Raw genomic sequence first — 15,165 nt, forward strand, 5'->3', positions numbered from 1 at the left:
TTCGCCTGGAACTGCAGAACTCCCGGCAGCATCGCAACACATACATCGACAACGACAACTGGAAGCAATATGAGCGACATTAAAAAAGTAGTCCTGGCCTATTCGGGCGGACTCGACACCTCCGTCATCCTGAAATGGCTGCAAGATAACTACCAGTGCGAAATCGTCACCTTCACGGCCGACCTGGGCCAGGGCGAGGAACTGGAACCGGCGCGCGCCAAGGCCATCAAATTCGGCATCAAGCCGGAAAACATCCATATCGAAGATGTCCGCGAAGAATTCGTGCGCGATTTCGTCTTCCCGATGTTCCGCGCCAATACCGTGTATGAAGGCGAATACCTGCTGGGCACCTCGATCGCCCGTCCGCTGATCGCCAAGCGCCTGATCGAAATCGCCAACGCCACGGGCGCCGACGCCATCTCGCACGGCGCGACCGGCAAGGGCAACGACCAGGTGCGCTTTGAACTGGGCGCCTACGCCCTGAAGCCAGGCGTGAAAATCATCGCTCCATGGCGCGAGTGGGATCTGCTGTCGCGCGAAAAACTGCTGAAGTACGCGGAAGACGCCGGCATCGAAATCGACATGAAACACAAGAATGGCGGCGCGCCATACTCGATGGACGCCAACTTGCTGCACATCAGCTTTGAAGGCCGCCACCTGGAAAACCCGAGCGCCGAAGCGGAAGAAAGCATGTGGCGCTGGACCGTCAGCCCTGAAAAGGCGCCGGACGAAGCGGAATACCTGGACATCGAATACGAAAAAGGCGACATCGTCGCCATCAACGGCGTGCGCATGTCGCCTGCCACCGTGCTGGCCGAACTGAACAAAGTTGGCGGCAAGCATGGCGTGGGACGCCTGGACCTGGTGGAAAACCGCTACGTCGGCATGAAATCGCGCGGCTGCTATGAAACCCCGGGCGGCACCATCATGTTGAAAGCCCACCGCGCCATCGAATCGATCACCCTGGACCGCGAAGTGGCCCACCTGAAAGATGATTTGATGCCGCGCTACGCCTCGATGATCTACAACGGCTACTGGTGGGCGCCCGAGCGCGTCGCCCTGCAAACCCTGATCGACCACACGCAGGAAACCGTGAACGGCTGGGTACGCATCAAGCTGTACAAGGGCAATGTCATCGTCGTCTCGCGCGATTCGAAAACGGATTCGCTGTTCGACATGAACATCGCCACCTTCGACGAAGACGGCGGCGCCTACAACCAGGCCGACGCCGGCGGCTTCATCAAGCTGAACGCCTTGCGCATGCGCATCGCCGCCATCGCCCGCGAAAAGCGCGGTCAGAAGTAATTAGTTAGCGGGAGGCACTGCCTCCCGCGCCAGCCCAAGCCGCCCACGGGCGGCTTTTTTACGTCTGGAACGCACTGGTCCGCGATTTACGGCCCTGCGCGCCCCTGTATTGCCCCCATTTTTGCTGTACGCATGGCAAAATGCTACAGTGCAATTTAGCCGACAACTTCCCGCGTCCGGAGCCACCATGTTCAAAGACCTGAGTATCAAGAATAAACTGTACCTGGGCTTCGGCTCCATCGTGGCCATCATCCTGATCTTGCTGGGCGTGGCCTACAACAGCTTTTCGCGCCTGTCGGAAGCCAATGCATGGGACCGCCACACGATGGAAGTGCTGGTCGAGATCGACAAGATTCACAATTCCATCCTGCAAATCCAGGTGGAAGCGCGCGGTTTCATCCTGACGGGCAACGAAGCATCGCTGACGCCGGAAACCGATGAAGTGGCCGTGCTGAGCCAGCACACGCAAAAGGCCATCAGCATGACGGCCGACAACAAGCAGCAGTCGGAACGCTTCCGCAAGATCGACCAGCTGACCACCACCTGGGTCAAGGAGTGGATCAACCCCTTGATCGAGAAGCGCCGCGCGCTGGGCAATGTGCCGGGGGCCACGGAATCGGTGGCGCGCACCATGCCGCCGACCGGCTATCCGGCCGTCGCGCAGGCCAATAAACTGCTCGATGAAGCGGCCGCCGAAGAAACCCGTTTGCTGACCGAACGCACGGCCACCTCGGTAAAATTACAGGAAACCATGCTGCTGACCCTGGCCCTGGGCGGCTTGCTGTGCGTGGTGCTGGCGTTGGGCATTTCTTACCTGCTGGGCCGTTCCATTCTCGGCCCGCTGAACAACCTGACGGATGCCGTCGGGCGCATCGCTGGCGGCGAGCAAAGCGCGCGCGCCGCCATCATTTCGCGCGACGAACTGGGCAAGGTGACGGAAGAGTTCAACCGCATGGCGCAAACCATCCAGGATAACCAGGCCAATGAACTGGCAGCCACCAACAGCTTGCGGGCCAAGGTCGATTCCCTGCTGGAAGTGGTGTCGAAGGCGGCCTCGGGCGACCTGACGGGCAAGGTCGGCATCACGGGCAGCGATGCCATCGGCCAGCTGGGCAATGGCCTGGCGAAGATGTTCGAAAACCTGCGCAGCCTGCTCAACAATGTGCAAAAGGCAGGTATCCAGGTGACGACGTCCGCCACGGAAATCGCCGCCTCGGCACGCCAGCAGGAAGCCACTGGCATCGAGCAGGCGCAAACGAGCGTGGAAATTCTCAGCACCACCAAGGAAATCTCGGCCAACACGAGCCAGTTGCTGAAAACCATGGAAGACGCTACCGCTGTGGCCGACTACACGACGAATGCGACGGCCGAAGCGCAAAACAACCTCAAACGCATGGATACAACCATGCAGCACATGGTCTCGGCCACCGATTCCATCAACGCCAAGCTGGCCGCCCTGTCGGAAAAAGCCAGCAATATCAATAGCGTACTGATCACCATCACCAAGGTGGCCGACCAGACCAACATCCTCTCGCTGAACGCCGCCATCGAGGCGGAAAAAGCGGGCGAGGCGGGCCGCGGCTTTTCCGTGGTGGCGACGGAAATCCGCCGCCTGGCCGACCAGACGTCCGTCTCCACCTGGGATATCGAGCAAATGCTCAAGGAAATGCAGTCGGCCGTGTCCGCCAGCGTGATGGGCATGGATAAATTCTCGGAAGAAATTCGCCGCAGCGTGGGCGAGGTGCGGCAAGTGGCCGAGCAACTGTCGTCCGTGATGGACCAGGTGCAAAAGCTCACGCCGCAATTCGACGCCGTACTGCAAGGCATGCAGTCGCAAGCCATCGGCGCTTCGCAGATTTCCGATACCATGATGCAGCTCAATGATGCCACGCAGCAGACGGTGGAGTCCTTGAAAGCCACCAGCGAAGCGGTGCACCAGCTGCAGTATGCGGCGGGCGACCTGCAATCGAGCGTCTCGACTTTCGCCGTCAACATCTGATCCCATGAAAGTGCTGCTCTTTCACATCGGACGCGACCGCTATGGCCTGCCCCTGGCCAGCATCGTGCGCGTCTTGCCGCTGCTGGAGCTGAAACAATTGCCGCTCACGCCAGACTATGTGGCCGGCCTGATGGATTTGCACGGCACGCCCGTGCCCGTGATCGACCTGTCGCGCCTGGCCGGGCTGCAGGCCGCCGCCGCGCAGTTCGACACGCGCATCGTCGTCGTCGATTTCCGCGCGCCTGGCGGCGCCACGCATGCGCTGGGCTTGCTGGCCTCGCAGGTGCGCGGCATCGCCGACATCGATGTGGAAAAGCTCGAGGATAGCGGCGTGGCGACGGCGCCCTTCCTGGGCCAGGTGGCCGGCGACGCCGATGGCATCGTGCAACTGGTGGAACTCGAGCACCTGCTGGCGCCGGACGTGCGCGCGCTGCTGTTTCAAGACGCGAGCGCGACATGACGGCACAAGCCCTGCTGCGCCGGGCGACCGGCCTGTCCGTTTCCAAATCCGTGGCCGAGCGGGCCGTCGGCCAGCGCATGGAGCAAACGGGCTTTGCCGATAGCGAGGCTTATCTGCAGGCGCTGACACCGGCCGAAATGACGCAATTGATCGAGCTGGTGGTGGTGCCGGAATCGTGGCTGTTCCGCGACCCGCAGGCGTTCTACGCCACCGTCGAACTGGTGCAGGAACGCTGGGCACGCGGGCGCGCCACGCGCATCCTGTCGATTCCCTGCGCGGGCGGCGAGGAACCGTATTCGATGGCCATGGCGCTGCGCGACGGCGGCGTGCCGAAACAGGCGTTCAGCATCGACGCCTATGACCTGAGCCCCGGCTGCATCGAGCGGGCGCAGGCCGGCGTGTATGGCCGCAACGCCTTCCGCGCGCAGGACGTGGGCTTCCGCGAACGCTATTTCACGCACGTGGCCGACGACGCCTACCGCATCATCGACTCTCTGCGCGAACAGGTGACCTTCAGGCAGGGCAATTTGCTGCAGTTCGACACCGCCACCTACAGCCGCCATTACGACGTCATCTTTTGCCGCAACCTGTTGATCTATTTTGACAAGCCGACCACGCGCGCGGCCATCCACAATCTGTCCGCCCTGCTGGCCGATGACGGCATGCTGCTGGCCGGCTATGCGGAAGTGCCGTCGTTCTGCCAGAACGGCTTTGCGACGCTGCAGTTCCGCCAGGCCTTCGCCCTGAAAAAGGAAACGGCGGCGCCGGCCAGCCCCGCGCAGGTGGCGCCGCTGCCGGCCTTGCGCAGCGTGCCGCCCGCGCCAAGGCGCGCTGCCGCTCCCGCAGCGCCCGTCGCGCCGGCGGCCTTGCGCACGCGCCCCATGTCCGTGCCAGCGCCCCCACCAGCGCCAGCGCCGACCGCGCAAGCCGATTTGCTGGCCGAGGCGCGCCTGCTGGCCGACCGTGGCCAGTTGCGCGAAGCCGGTGAAAAATGCCACGCCCACCTGGCCAGAGTACCCGAGGCGGCGGAAGCGTATTTCATGCTGGGCATCATCAATGAACTGGCTGGCAAGATGGACCTGGCCGACGATTACTGGCGCCGCTGCATCTACCTGCAGCCTGACCACTACGAAGCGCTATGCCACCTGTCGCTGCTGGCCGAACGCAATGGCAACCACACGGCCGCCGCCACCCTGAAGGCGCGCGCGGCGCGCATCTACCAGCGCCGCCAGGCGTCCAACTAAGGGGCAAGCATGACAAACCTCATCGCCACCGAGTCCCCCGCCACCATCGAGGACTGCTGGAACCATATCGGCGTGGTCGGCGACCAGAGCTGCCCAAAGCTGCCAGCCAACGTGCATTGCCGTAACTGCGACGTGTATGCGGGCGCCGCTCAGCGCAACCTGCAGCGGCCCGTGGACGAACACTACCAGCGCGACTGGGCCAGCCACTTCCGCCAGATCGATGCGGGTGGCGAAGTGCGCGACAGCTCGGCGCTGGTGTTTCGCATCGGCCGCGAATGGCTGGCGCTGCCCACGCGCGTGTTCGACTCCGTGGCGCCGCAGGCCAAACCGCATGCGCTGCCGCACCGCAGTGGGCGCGGCCTGTCGGGCATCGTCAATATCGGCGGCAAGCTGTATCCATGCATGTCGCTGGCATCGCTGCTGGGCATCGACGAACAGGGCGCGCCGCCGGCCCGCGGCCGCCACACGTTCGCGCGCCTGCTGCTGATGCGCTGGGAAGAACAGGCCTACGCGCTGCCTGTGGCCGACCTGCACGGCATCGTGCGCTACGCGTCGAGCGCCCTGCAGGTGCCGGCGGCCACTATCAACAAGGGCCTGTCACGCTATCTGTCGGGCGTCATCACCGAGGGCGACATGCGCATCGGCTGCCTTGACACGGCGCTGATCGGCTTTCAACTTGCGAGACTATTACGATGAGCCAGGACCAGCACGGCGACCTGAGTGCCTTTTCCATGCTGGACCTGTTCCGCATGGAAGCGGACAGCCAGACCCAGATTCTCACCGACGGCTTGCTGGCCATGGAGCGCCATGCAGGCGACGCGGCCGCCGTCGAAGCGATGATGCGCGCGGCGCACTCGATCAAGGGCGCCGCCGCCATCGTCGGCCTGCAAGTGGTGGTGCAACTGGCGCACGGCATGGAAGACAGCTTTGTCGCCGCCCAGCACGGCCGCTTGAAACTTACGCCGGAGCGTGTCGACGTGCTGTTGTCGGGCGTCGACCTGATCGTGCAACTGTCGCGCCTGGACGACGCGGGCGCCGAAGCGTGGCTGGCCGCGAATGCGGCGCAGATCGACCAGACCCTGAACGCCATCGCCGGCATCGCCGACCTGCCCGAATTGCCCGCCCTGCCTTCGGCGCCAGCGCCCATGCCGGCGCCGGCAGCGGCGCCTGCGGAAGCGGCCGCGCCACCGCCGCCCGTGGTCAGCGGCCTGACGGGCGAAGAGCTGGAGTCGGCGGCCGCGCCTGCGCCGCGTACGGGTGCGGCACCGGCCAAGGCCCAAGCGCAAAACTTCGACAAACTGCTGTCGCTGGCCAGCGAATCGCGCATCAATGCGCACCAGATGCACCCGTTCATCGGCGCGCTACAGCGCTTCAAGCGCAACCAGAGCAGCCTGTTTTCCGCCATCGAGCACCTGCACGAAGCCATTGCCCGCTCGGGCGACGCGGGCCTGATGGAAAAGTCACTGCTGGCGCTGCAAAAGACGCAGCCACTGAAGCAGTTCATACTCGAGCACATCGCCGACACCGAAACCTATGAACGGCGCTTGCTGGCCGTCTCACAAGGCATGGTCGACGAAGTGCTGGCCCTGCGCATGCGCCCCTTCCGCGACGGCATCCACGCGTTTCCCCGCATGGTGCGCGACCTGGCGCGCAGCCTGGGCAAGGAAGTGCAGCTGGAGATCGAAGGCGAAGACACCCTGGTCGACCGCGACATCCTGGCGAAGATAGAAAGCCCGCTGAACCACATGCTCCGGAATGCCATCGACCATGGCATGGAAGGCCCGTACGAGCGCATTGACGCGGGCAAGGAAGCGCTGGGCACGATACGCATGGAAGCGCGCCACCGCGCCGGCATGCTGAGCATCGAGATCAGCGACGACGGGCGCGGCGTCGACCTGGAAAAGATCCGCCAGTCCGTCATCGAGCGCAAGATGGCCAGCCCCGTCATGGCCGCCGCGCTGTCGCCGGGCGAGCTGCTGGAGTTCTTGTTCCTGCCCGCCTTCAGTCTGAAGGCCACGGCCAACCAGTTGTCCGGACGCGGCGTGGGCCTCGACATCGTGCACGAAACGATACGCCAGCAAAATGGTACGGTGCGCCTGGAATCGGAGCCGGGCCGGGGTTTTCGCGCCCTGATCACCCTGCCGCTGACGCAATCGATCGTGCGCGCGCTGGTGATCGACGTGGACGGCGAAGCCTACGCCATCCCCATCGTCAAGGTGGAAAGCGTGGTGCGCGTGCCGCAAGCAGCCATCCATACGCTGGAAAACAAGCAGTTCTTCGAACTCAAGGGCGAGCATCTGGGCCTAGTATCGGCGGCGCAGGTGCTGGAGCTGGGCGAAGCGGCCAACCAGGCCGAGGACTTGCCCGTGGTGGTGATCGGGCGCGGCAAGCAAAGCTATGCGCTGGTGGTCGACGCCATCCGCGGCGAGCAAAGCCTGGCGGTGCAGGCCATCGATCCGATTTTCGGCAAGATGCGCGACATTTCCGCCGCCGCCCTGCTGGACAACGGCGAGCCGGTGCTGATCCTCGACGTGCCCGACTTGCTGCTGTCGATCGACAAGCTGCTGCACGAGGGCGGCCTGCACCAGCTGGCGCAGGCGGGCCACGCGCTACAGCGCCGCGCCAAGCGCATCCTCGTCGTCGACGATTCGCTGACGGTGCGCGAGATGGAGCGCAAGCTGCTGCTGGCGCGCGGCTTCGAGGTCGATGTGGCCATCGACGGCATCGACGGCTGGAACGTGGTGCGCAGCGGCGAATACGACCTGGTGATCACCGACGTGGACATGCCGCGCATGGATGGCATCGAACTGGTTTCGCTGATCAAGAAGGACCTGCACCTGCACAAGCTGCCGGTGATGATCGTCTCGTACAAGGACCGCCCGGAAGACCGCGCGCGCGGCCTGTCCGCTGGCGCCGACTATTATCTGACCAAAGGCAGCTTCCACGACGAGACCTTGCTCGACGCGGTGGCCGACCTGATAGGAGATGCCCGCTTATGAGTTGTCATTCATGAAAATTGCCATTGCCAACGATGTCGCCATGGCCGCCGAGGCCCTGCGCAGGGTGGTCGCCAGCACGCAGGAACACCAGGTGCTATGGATCGCCCGCACCGGGCTCGAGGCCGTGCGCATGTGCGAAGGCAACCGTCCCGACCTGATCCTGATGGACCTGAACATGCCGGAGATGGATGGCGTGGAAGCGACGCGCCTGATCATGGAACAAAGCCCGTGCGCCATCTTGGTGGTCACGGGACGCCCGCAAGACAATGTCAACCAGGTTTTTCGCGCGCTGGGCGCGGGCGCGCTCGACGTCACGGCCACGCCCGTGCTGCAAGGGGAAGTGGGGGGCGACAGCGAGCTGCTGGCCAAGATCAAGACCATCGGCAAGCTGATACGCCACAGCGCCGAAGCACCGCCGCCGCGCCAGGCGAGCGGCAATGGCGGCGAACGGGGCGACGGCCAGGTATCGACACTGGTGGCCATCGGCGCCTCGACGGGCGGACCGTCAGCGGTGGCCAGGGTGCTGTCCGGCTGGACGGCGCCGCCTGGCTGCGCCATCGTCGTGGTGCAGCACATCGATGAAACCTTCGCCTCGCACTTTGCCAAATGGCTCGATGACCAGCTCAGCATGCCCGTGCGCGTGATCGCCGAAGGCGACGAACTGGTGTCCGGCACGGTACTGATCGCCAAGACCAATGATCACCTGCTGCTAGATCAAAATTATCGTTTGGGTTACGATGCAGCACCGCGCGACTATGTTTACCGCCCATCCGTCGATGTATTCTTCAACTGCGTGGCGCAGCACTGGCGCGGCCCTGCCATCGGCGTATTGCTCACAGGCATGGGGCGCGACGGCGGCGATGGCTTGCTCGCCATGCGCCGCGCGGGCAAGACGACCATCGCGCAAGACCAGGCCAGCAGCGCCGTCTACGGCATGCCGCGCGCGGCAGCCGAACTCGATGCGGCGCAACAAATCCTGCCCTTGGATAGAATAGGTGCCAGCCTGCGCAGCCGCCTGGGTGCCAAGCTCAACAATGGGTGGGAGCCCTCCCCCAACATCTGAAAAGAATGCAATGCCAGAATTCTCCTCCAGTTTCACCCAGCATGAGCCCGCATTGACCGAATTCAAGGTCAGCGTGCTGCTGGTGGACGACCAGTTGATCATTGCCGAGGCCGTGCGGCGCATGCTCAGCGACCAGCAGGATATCGAATTTCATTACGTGACCGACGCCACCCAGGCGCTGGACACGGCGCTGCGCTTGCAACCGACCGTCATCCTGCAAGACCTGGTGATGCCGGGCATAGACGGCTTCGCCTTGATCCAGCTGTACCGCGAAAACGCGGCGCTGGCGCATGTGCCGGTGATCGTGATGTCGGCCAAGGATGACCCGAAACTGAAAGCGCACAGCTTTGCCGTCGGCGCCAACGATTACGTGGTGAAACTGCCGGACCGCCTGGAGCTGCTGGCGCGCATACGCTATCACTCGGCGGCCCACATCAGCCGCTTGCAGCGCGACCAGGCTTTTCGTTTCCTGCGAGAAAGTCAAAAGAACCTGGCCGACGCGAATATCGAGTTGCAAAAACTGGCCGCCCTCGATGGCTTGACGGGCATCGCCAACCGTCGCCGCTTCGATGAAACCCTGGAATTCGAATGGCAGCGGGGCCAGCGCGACAAGACGCCGCTGAGCCTGCTGTTCTGCGATATCGACCATTTCAAAAGCTATAACGATCACTTTGGCCACCTGGCGGGCGACCTGTGTCTGAAAAAAGTCGCCGCCGTGCTGACGGAACATTTGAAACGCCCGGCCGACCTGGCCGCCCGCTACGGCGGCGAAGAATTCGCCTTGATCCTGCCGGAAACGGAAGCGGCCGGCGCCTTGCTGATCGCCGAAGCATGCCGGCGCCATCTGGAAGGCTTGCCGATCGAGAACCCGGCGGCAAGCACGGGAATCGTCACCATCTCGATCGGCGTGGCCACCGTCGTGCCCTCGCCAGACTCGACGGTCGAGCAACTGATCAACCGCGCCGACCAGGCCCTGTACGCGGCCAAGCGCGGCGGACGCAACAGCGTGCTGAGCGCCGATGACGTCCAGGACTGATTTTTAACAGCAAGGAAAGTGAAACATGAGCACACAACTGGACAATGTCAGCGTCGTCAAGAAGTCGAATATCTACTTTGACGGCAAATGCGTCTCGCACAATGTCATCCTGGCCGATGGCACGAAGAAAAGCGTGGGCGTGATTTTCCCGTCATCCCTGCGCTTCAACACGGGCGCGCCGGAAATCATGGAAATCGTCACCGGCCTGTGCAAGGTACGCCTGGCCGACGCGACAGAGTGGAACAGCTATGGCGCGGGCACGCAATTCAAGGTGCCGGGCAATAGCTATTTTGACATTGAAACCATCGAGACACTGGATTATGTCTGCCACTTCGGCTGATTAGACAAATACAGGCTCGGGCGACAGGCGCACGCCATATTTCGCCTCAACATCATCCTGTATCGCTGCCGCCAGCCGGGTAATGTCCGCGCCACGAGCGCCGCCATTATTCACCAGAACCAGTGCCTGCTTGGGATACACTCCCGCGGGCCCCAGGTTTTTCCCCTTCCAGCCACACTGATCGATCAGCCAGCCGGCTGCCAGCTTTTCCGTGCCATCGGGCTGCGCATGGTGCACGAGCGTGGGAAAACGTTCCAGCAGAGCCACACACTGTTCGTGCGATACCACGGGATTCTTGAAGAAGCTGCCCGCATTGCCGATCACGGCCGGATCCGGCAATTTTCGCCGGCGGATCGCCATCACCGTGTCGGCCACCTGTTGCGGCGTAGGCTCGGCAAGATTGCGCTCGGCCACGGCCTGCGCCAGTTCCGCATAGCGCAAGTTCGGCTGCCACTCGGCCGGCAAGGCAAACGTCACTTCCAGCACGATCAGCTCGCGCCCGTCCGCCTGCTTGAAGATGCTGTCGCGATAAGCGAAACGGCAGGCATCACGGTCCATGTCGAAGACAATGCCGCTGGCGCTGTGCATGACGCTCACACTATGTAGATAATCCTTGATTTCAACGCCATACGCACCAATATTCTGAATAGGAGCCGCACCCACCGTGCCGGGTATCAATGACAGGTTTTCCAGCCCGCCCACGCCTTGCGCCAGAGTCCACTGCACGAAGTCGTGCCAGTTTTCTCCGGCCGCGGCCGTGACGAGTATCGTCTCGAAATCCGCCTGCGCCAGGCGCATGCCGCGCGTGGCCATGTGCAGCACGACGCCGGGAAAGTCGCCCGTGAGCACGATGTTGCTGCCGCCGCCCAGTATCAGGCGCGGCATGGCGGAGAGTGCGGGATCTTTCAGCGCAGCCTGCAATTCGGCCTGCGAAGTGATGCGTACGTAGGCAGCCGCGTTGGCCGTGATGCCGAAGGTATTCAGGCGCTGGAGGGAGTAATTGTGTTCGATGGTGAGCTCTGCAGACATGGGATAGCGATTATTTTGCTCGATTATAGAGTGAAACCGACAAAAAACCAGCGCAAGACAAGGGCAGGCCGTCCGTTGTCCGTTAAAATGTCGCATCTTTAACGGGGCTGTGCCATTTTGCAAAGAATGCGCGCGCCCGGCGCGCTAGCAGCGCGCTCGCTCTAACACGAAAGGAACAGACCATGCCGTCATTTGATGTAGTCTCCGAAGCCGATATGATCGAAGTCAAGAATGCTGTCGAGCAATCCAACAAGGAAATCACGACCCGCTTCGACTTCAAGGGCAGCGACGCCCGCGTCGAACACAAGGAAAACGAATTGACCGCGTTTGCGGACTCGGAATTCCAGCTTAGCCAGGTACGCGACGTGCTGACCAACAAATTGACTAAACGCAAGGTCGATGTGCGCTTCCTCGACGAAGGCGACATCAAGAAGATCGGCGGCGACAAGGTCAAGCAGATCATCAAGATCAAGAACGGCATCGAATCGGATGATGCAAAAAAAATCGTGCGCGTCATCAAGGACAGCAAGATGAAAGTACAAGCAAGCATCCAGGGCGAAGCCGTGCGCGTCACGGGCGCCAAGCGCGATGACCTGCAAGCGGCCATGGCCATGCTGCGCAAGGACGTGCCCGACATGCCGCTGGAATTTAACAATTTCCGCGATTAATGTCGATTAAGCGCACGCTCCGGCCTGCGTTCGCGCGGTATGGTGGCAAGCTCTGCCTCGGAGCGCCTGCCCGCTTGGGGTAGAATTGAAGCTGTGCACAGCTACATGCACGCCCGCGCGCCTGACCGGCGGCGGGCATGACCGTACATCTGGCTCAGTGATAACCACGGTAGTCTAAGGATAGCAATGAAACGTGTTGATGATTTCCGCCTGCGATTTGGCAAAAAAGAATATGTGCCCATCATGATAGGCGGAATGGGTGTGGATATTTCCACGTCGGAGCTGGCCCTGGAAGCGGCCCGGCTGAACGGTATCGGCCATATCTCCGATGCCATGGTGGAAGACGTGTCGGATCGCCGTTTCGACACCACCTTCGTCAAAGACAAGACGAAACTGTACAAGTTCAACATCAATAACAGCGACAAGGCCGTGGTGCAGTTCGACCTGGGCCGCCTGGCGGAAGCACAGCGCCTGCATATCGGCCGCACTATGGAAGCGAAAAAAGGCGATGGCTTGATTTTCGTCAATTGCATGGAAAAGCTGACCATGAACGGCCCCCGCGAAACCTTGCGCGTGCGCCTGAATGCGGCGCTGGACGCCGGCATCGACGGTATCACCCTGTCCGCCGGTTTGCACTTCGGCTCGTTTGCCTTGATGGCCGACCATCCGCGTTTCCGTGATGCCAAGCTGGGCATCATCGTCTCGTCCGTGCGCGCCTTGCAGATTTTCCTGCGCAAGAACGCCAAGCTGGACCGTTTACCCGACTTCATCATCGTCGAAGGGCCATTGGCCGGCGGCCACCTGGGTTTCGGCATGGACTGGGCCAATTACGACCTGCACACGATCACGGCGGAACTGCTAGCTTACCTGAAAGCCGAACAGCTGGACATCCCGCTGATCGCCGCTGGCGGCATTTTCACGGGCAGCGATGCCGTCTCCTTCCTGGAAGCGGGCGCGGCTGGCGTGCAAGTGGCGACGCGCTTTACCGTCACCAAGGAATGCGGCTTGCCAAACAAGGTCAAGCAGGAATACTACAAGGCCTCGGAAGAAGACATCATCGTCAACGGCGTCTCGCCGACGGGCTACCCGATGCGCATGCTGAAGAACACGCCCGCCATCGGCGCCGGCATCCGTCCAGGCTGCGAATCGTATGGTTATCTGCTCGACGCGACGGGCAACTGCGCGTACATCAACTCGTACAACCGCGAAGTGGCTGCCCATCCCGAGCAAAAAACCGTCGTCGTGATGGACAAGACTTGCCTGTGCACCCACATGCGCAACTTCAACTGCTGGACCTGTGGCCATTACACATATCGCCTGAAGGACACCACGCACAAGCTGGACAATGGCGAGTACCAGATCCTGACGGCCGAACACGTCTTCAAGGACTACCAGTTCAGCGTCGACAACCAGATCGCCCTGCCGGAAAAAGAAATCCTGGTAGCAAGCTGAATCTTGTCAGCCTGAGTGAAAATGGCGCAGCCTGCGAAGGCTGCGCCATTTTTTTATGCCGGGAGCATGTCCCGCAATGCCAGTTCGATCGCATCGAACCTTGGCCGCCACAGTACCTCTTCCTGCAGGCAAGCGTCTTGCAAGGTCTGCACGGCGGGCAAGGACGTTGCACAATGCGCGATCAACTCGCCCAGCAGCACGCCAAAGGCGCGCGCCTCGATGCCCTGCAGCAAGTCCCCTTGCGGCGAGCCGGGAACAAACATGGAGGCCGCGCCAAAATCACCGAGCAGGCAGGCGCCAGCGTCCGCATGCAGGATATTGTGCGCATATAAGTCGCCGTGCACGATGCCGCGCGCATGCAACTGGCAGACAGCCGAGGCGATGCCATGGGCAATCGCCAGCACTTGCTGCGTACTGAAACGCAGGCCATCGGCATACACATCGCGCGTGCACGATTCCAGGCTCGGTGGTCCGGCCAGATTGCGGAAGGCCGTATCGATGAGTGGCATGACGAGTCCCAGCGCCCCTTGCGGGTGTCCGTCCAGAGTGCCGAGGATGGGAATCAGGCCCGCATGCGCGCCCGCGCTGACGCAGGCACCCATCTCGCTGCGCGGCAAGCCATCGCTGGTCATCGCCCCCTTGAACACTTTGACGGCGACATCATCAACGCCATCCAGGCGGGCACGGAAAATCACGCCGGAGGCACCCTCGCCCAGCTGCTGCGCCAGTTCCAGGCGCTGCCATGCCATGCCCGCCGCAGCTGTAGCGGCCAGGGCCGCCAGTTCCCGCGCTTCCGTGTAGGGATTGCCCGCATACGCGAGCCAGCTCAGGCGTGGCAAGGAGAGCAGGCAGTCGGGCAGCGCCGTGAAACGGTTGGCGGCGATGCGCACCAGTTCCAGCCGGCGGCAATTCGCCAGAGAAGCTGGCAAGCTGTCCAGGCAATTTCCCGCCAACATGAGTTTCTGCAATTGCCCGCACTTGCCCAGCTCATCCGGCATGGACTCGATGACATTGTCGGTCAGGGTCAGCCAGCGCAGCCTGGACGGCAAGGCTGCGGCCGGCACGTGACTGATCCGGTTCGCCTTGAAAGCGATCATTTCCAGCGCAGGACAGGCCCCGAGCACGGCCGGCAAAGTAGTAAACAGGTTATCCGAGCAAAAAATGATGCGCAGCTTGTGCAGGCGCGGCAGGTCGTCTGGCAGGGACGACAGCACATTGCCCGAAAGGTCGAGGATTTCCAGGCTGTCGGCTAGGTCGAAGATTTCGCGGGGGAATTCCGTCAAGCTGCAGGACAGCTTCAGGCGGCGCAGACCAGCCAGTTGGCCGGTGCGTAATTGTTCCAGTGTATGCACAGCAGACAAGATATCCCTTTCAAGGTAGCACGCGATCGATGCCATGCATAAAATCATTGGACGTAAAAAAACCCCAACCGTATCACCGGAAGGGGTTTTTTCGAATAACAAGCCTGACGATAACCTACTTTCACACTGGTTGCAGCACTATCATCGGCGCAAAGTTGTTTCACGGTCCTGTTCGGGATGGGAAGGGGTGGGACCAACTTGCTATGGTC

General features: G+C 62.2%; 13 protein-coding genes and 1 rRNA gene. 11 read left to right on the forward strand and 3 right to left on the reverse strand.

The window, feature by feature from the left end; genetic code table 11:
* Window positions 1-69 precede the first annotated feature (69 nt).
* From ACQ4WY_RS19540 to ppnP, 9 genes are all read left to right on the forward strand, one after another.
* Window positions 70-1,305, forward strand: a complete 1,236-nt coding sequence (locus ACQ4WY_RS19540; RefSeq protein WP_219118262.1) for an argininosuccinate synthase — start codon at window positions 70-72, stop codon at window positions 1,303-1,305.
* A gap of 187 nt (window positions 1,306-1,492) precedes the next feature.
* Window positions 1,493-3,304: a methyl-accepting chemotaxis protein gene (locus ACQ4WY_RS19545; protein ID WP_436505432.1), complete on the forward strand. Its 1,812-nt coding sequence runs from the start codon at window positions 1,493-1,495 to the stop codon at window positions 3,302-3,304.
* Window positions 3,305-3,308: 4 nt separating this feature from the next.
* Window positions 3,309-3,764, forward strand: a complete 456-nt coding sequence (locus tag ACQ4WY_RS19550; RefSeq protein ID WP_436505433.1) for a chemotaxis protein CheW — start codon at window positions 3,309-3,311, stop codon at window positions 3,762-3,764.
* On the forward strand, window positions 3,761-5,008 hold the full coding sequence (locus ACQ4WY_RS19555) for a CheR family methyltransferase (RefSeq protein ID WP_436505434.1): 1,248 nt from the start codon (window positions 3,761-3,763) through the stop codon (window positions 5,006-5,008). The genes ACQ4WY_RS19550 and ACQ4WY_RS19555 overlap by 4 nt, the downstream gene beginning before the upstream one ends.
* Before the next feature lie 9 nt (window positions 5,009-5,017).
* Entirely contained in the window at window positions 5,018-5,704 is a 687-nt protein-coding gene (locus tag ACQ4WY_RS19560) for a chemotaxis protein CheW (protein WP_436505435.1), read from the forward strand.
* Complete coding sequence (locus ACQ4WY_RS19565) at window positions 5,701-8,007, forward strand: hybrid sensor histidine kinase/response regulator (RefSeq protein WP_436505436.1); 2,307 nt, start codon at window positions 5,701-5,703, stop codon at window positions 8,005-8,007. Before ACQ4WY_RS19560 ends, ACQ4WY_RS19565 begins: the two co-directional genes overlap by 4 nt.
* Before the next feature lie 10 nt (window positions 8,008-8,017).
* On the forward strand, window positions 8,018-9,070 hold the full coding sequence (gene cheB / locus ACQ4WY_RS19570) for a chemotaxis-specific protein-glutamate methyltransferase CheB (RefSeq protein WP_436505437.1): 1,053 nt from the start codon (window positions 8,018-8,020) through the stop codon (window positions 9,068-9,070).
* A gap of 10 nt (window positions 9,071-9,080) precedes the next feature.
* A complete protein-coding gene (locus tag ACQ4WY_RS19575) occupies window positions 9,081-10,106 on the forward strand; it encodes a diguanylate cyclase (RefSeq protein ID WP_353658338.1) in 1,026 nt (341 codons plus the stop codon).
* Between the two features lie 25 nt (window positions 10,107-10,131).
* Window positions 10,132-10,446 carry a pyrimidine/purine nucleoside phosphorylase gene (ppnP, locus tag ACQ4WY_RS19580; RefSeq protein ID WP_436505438.1) on the forward strand — a complete coding sequence of 105 codons (315 nt, stop codon included), beginning with the start codon at window positions 10,132-10,134 and terminating at the stop codon, window positions 10,444-10,446.
* On the opposite strand, the gene murB is transcribed toward ppnP, so the two are convergent.
* Complete coding sequence (gene murB, locus ACQ4WY_RS19585) at window positions 10,447-11,475, reverse strand: UDP-N-acetylmuramate dehydrogenase (protein ID WP_436505439.1); 1,029 nt, start codon at window positions 11,473-11,475, stop codon at window positions 10,447-10,449.
* A gap of 182 nt (window positions 11,476-11,657) precedes the next feature.
* On the opposite strand from murB, the gene ACQ4WY_RS19590 reads away from it, so the two are divergent.
* Together ACQ4WY_RS19590 and ACQ4WY_RS19595 are read left to right on the forward strand one after the other, a co-directional pair.
* On the forward strand, window positions 11,658-12,143 hold the full coding sequence (locus ACQ4WY_RS19590) for a YajQ family cyclic di-GMP-binding protein (protein ID WP_034759416.1): 486 nt from the start codon (window positions 11,658-11,660) through the stop codon (window positions 12,141-12,143).
* A 186-nt stretch (window positions 12,144-12,329) separates the two neighbouring features.
* Window positions 12,330-13,595, forward strand: coding sequence for a nitronate monooxygenase (locus ACQ4WY_RS19595; protein WP_070277935.1), 1,266 nt, complete (start codon window positions 12,330-12,332; stop codon window positions 13,593-13,595).
* Between the two features lie 53 nt (window positions 13,596-13,648).
* On the opposite strand, the gene ACQ4WY_RS19600 is transcribed toward ACQ4WY_RS19595, so the two are convergent.
* Both ACQ4WY_RS19600 and rrf read right to left on the reverse strand, forming a co-directional pair.
* On the reverse strand, window positions 13,649-14,947 hold the full coding sequence (locus ACQ4WY_RS19600) for a leucine-rich repeat-containing protein kinase family protein (protein ID WP_436505460.1): 1,299 nt from the start codon (window positions 14,945-14,947) through the stop codon (window positions 13,649-13,651).
* A 111-nt stretch (window positions 14,948-15,058) separates the two neighbouring features.
* Window positions 15,059-15,165: ribosomal RNA gene (rrf, locus tag ACQ4WY_RS19605) — 5S ribosomal RNA — on the reverse strand; the annotation flags it as partial.

It is taken from the genome of Janthinobacterium salmonicoloratum (assembly GCF_051380845.1).
In the GTDB taxonomy this organism is placed as follows: Bacteria; Pseudomonadota; Gammaproteobacteria; order Burkholderiales; family Burkholderiaceae_D; genus Janthinobacterium; species Janthinobacterium lividum_F.

Coding starts and splice junctions, on each gene's coding strand:
- ACQ4WY_RS19540 (WP_219118262.1), top strand. CDS start 70: ATGAGCGACATTAAAAAAGTAGTCCTGGCCTATTCGGGCGGACTCGAC.
- ACQ4WY_RS19545 (WP_436505432.1), top strand. CDS start 1,493: ATGTTCAAAGACCTGAGTATCAAGAATAAACTGTACCTGGGCTTCGGC.
- ACQ4WY_RS19550 (WP_436505433.1), top strand. CDS start 3,309: ATGAAAGTGCTGCTCTTTCACATCGGACGCGACCGCTATGGCCTGCCC.
- ACQ4WY_RS19555 (WP_436505434.1), top strand. CDS start 3,761: ATGACGGCACAAGCCCTGCTGCGCCGGGCGACCGGCCTGTCCGTTTCC.
- ACQ4WY_RS19560 (WP_436505435.1), top strand. CDS start 5,018: ATGACAAACCTCATCGCCACCGAGTCCCCCGCCACCATCGAGGACTGC.
- ACQ4WY_RS19565 (WP_436505436.1), top strand. CDS start 5,701: ATGAGCCAGGACCAGCACGGCGACCTGAGTGCCTTTTCCATGCTGGAC.
- cheB (WP_436505437.1), top strand. CDS start 8,018: ATGAAAATTGCCATTGCCAACGATGTCGCCATGGCCGCCGAGGCCCTG.
- ACQ4WY_RS19575 (WP_353658338.1), top strand. CDS start 9,081: ATGCCAGAATTCTCCTCCAGTTTCACCCAGCATGAGCCCGCATTGACC.
- ppnP (WP_436505438.1), top strand. CDS start 10,132: ATGAGCACACAACTGGACAATGTCAGCGTCGTCAAGAAGTCGAATATC.
- murB (WP_436505439.1), bottom strand. CDS start 11,475: ATGTCTGCAGAGCTCACCATCGAACACAATTACTCCCTCCAGCGCCTG.
- ACQ4WY_RS19590 (WP_034759416.1), top strand. CDS start 11,658: ATGCCGTCATTTGATGTAGTCTCCGAAGCCGATATGATCGAAGTCAAG.
- ACQ4WY_RS19595 (WP_070277935.1), top strand. CDS start 12,330: ATGAAACGTGTTGATGATTTCCGCCTGCGATTTGGCAAAAAAGAATAT.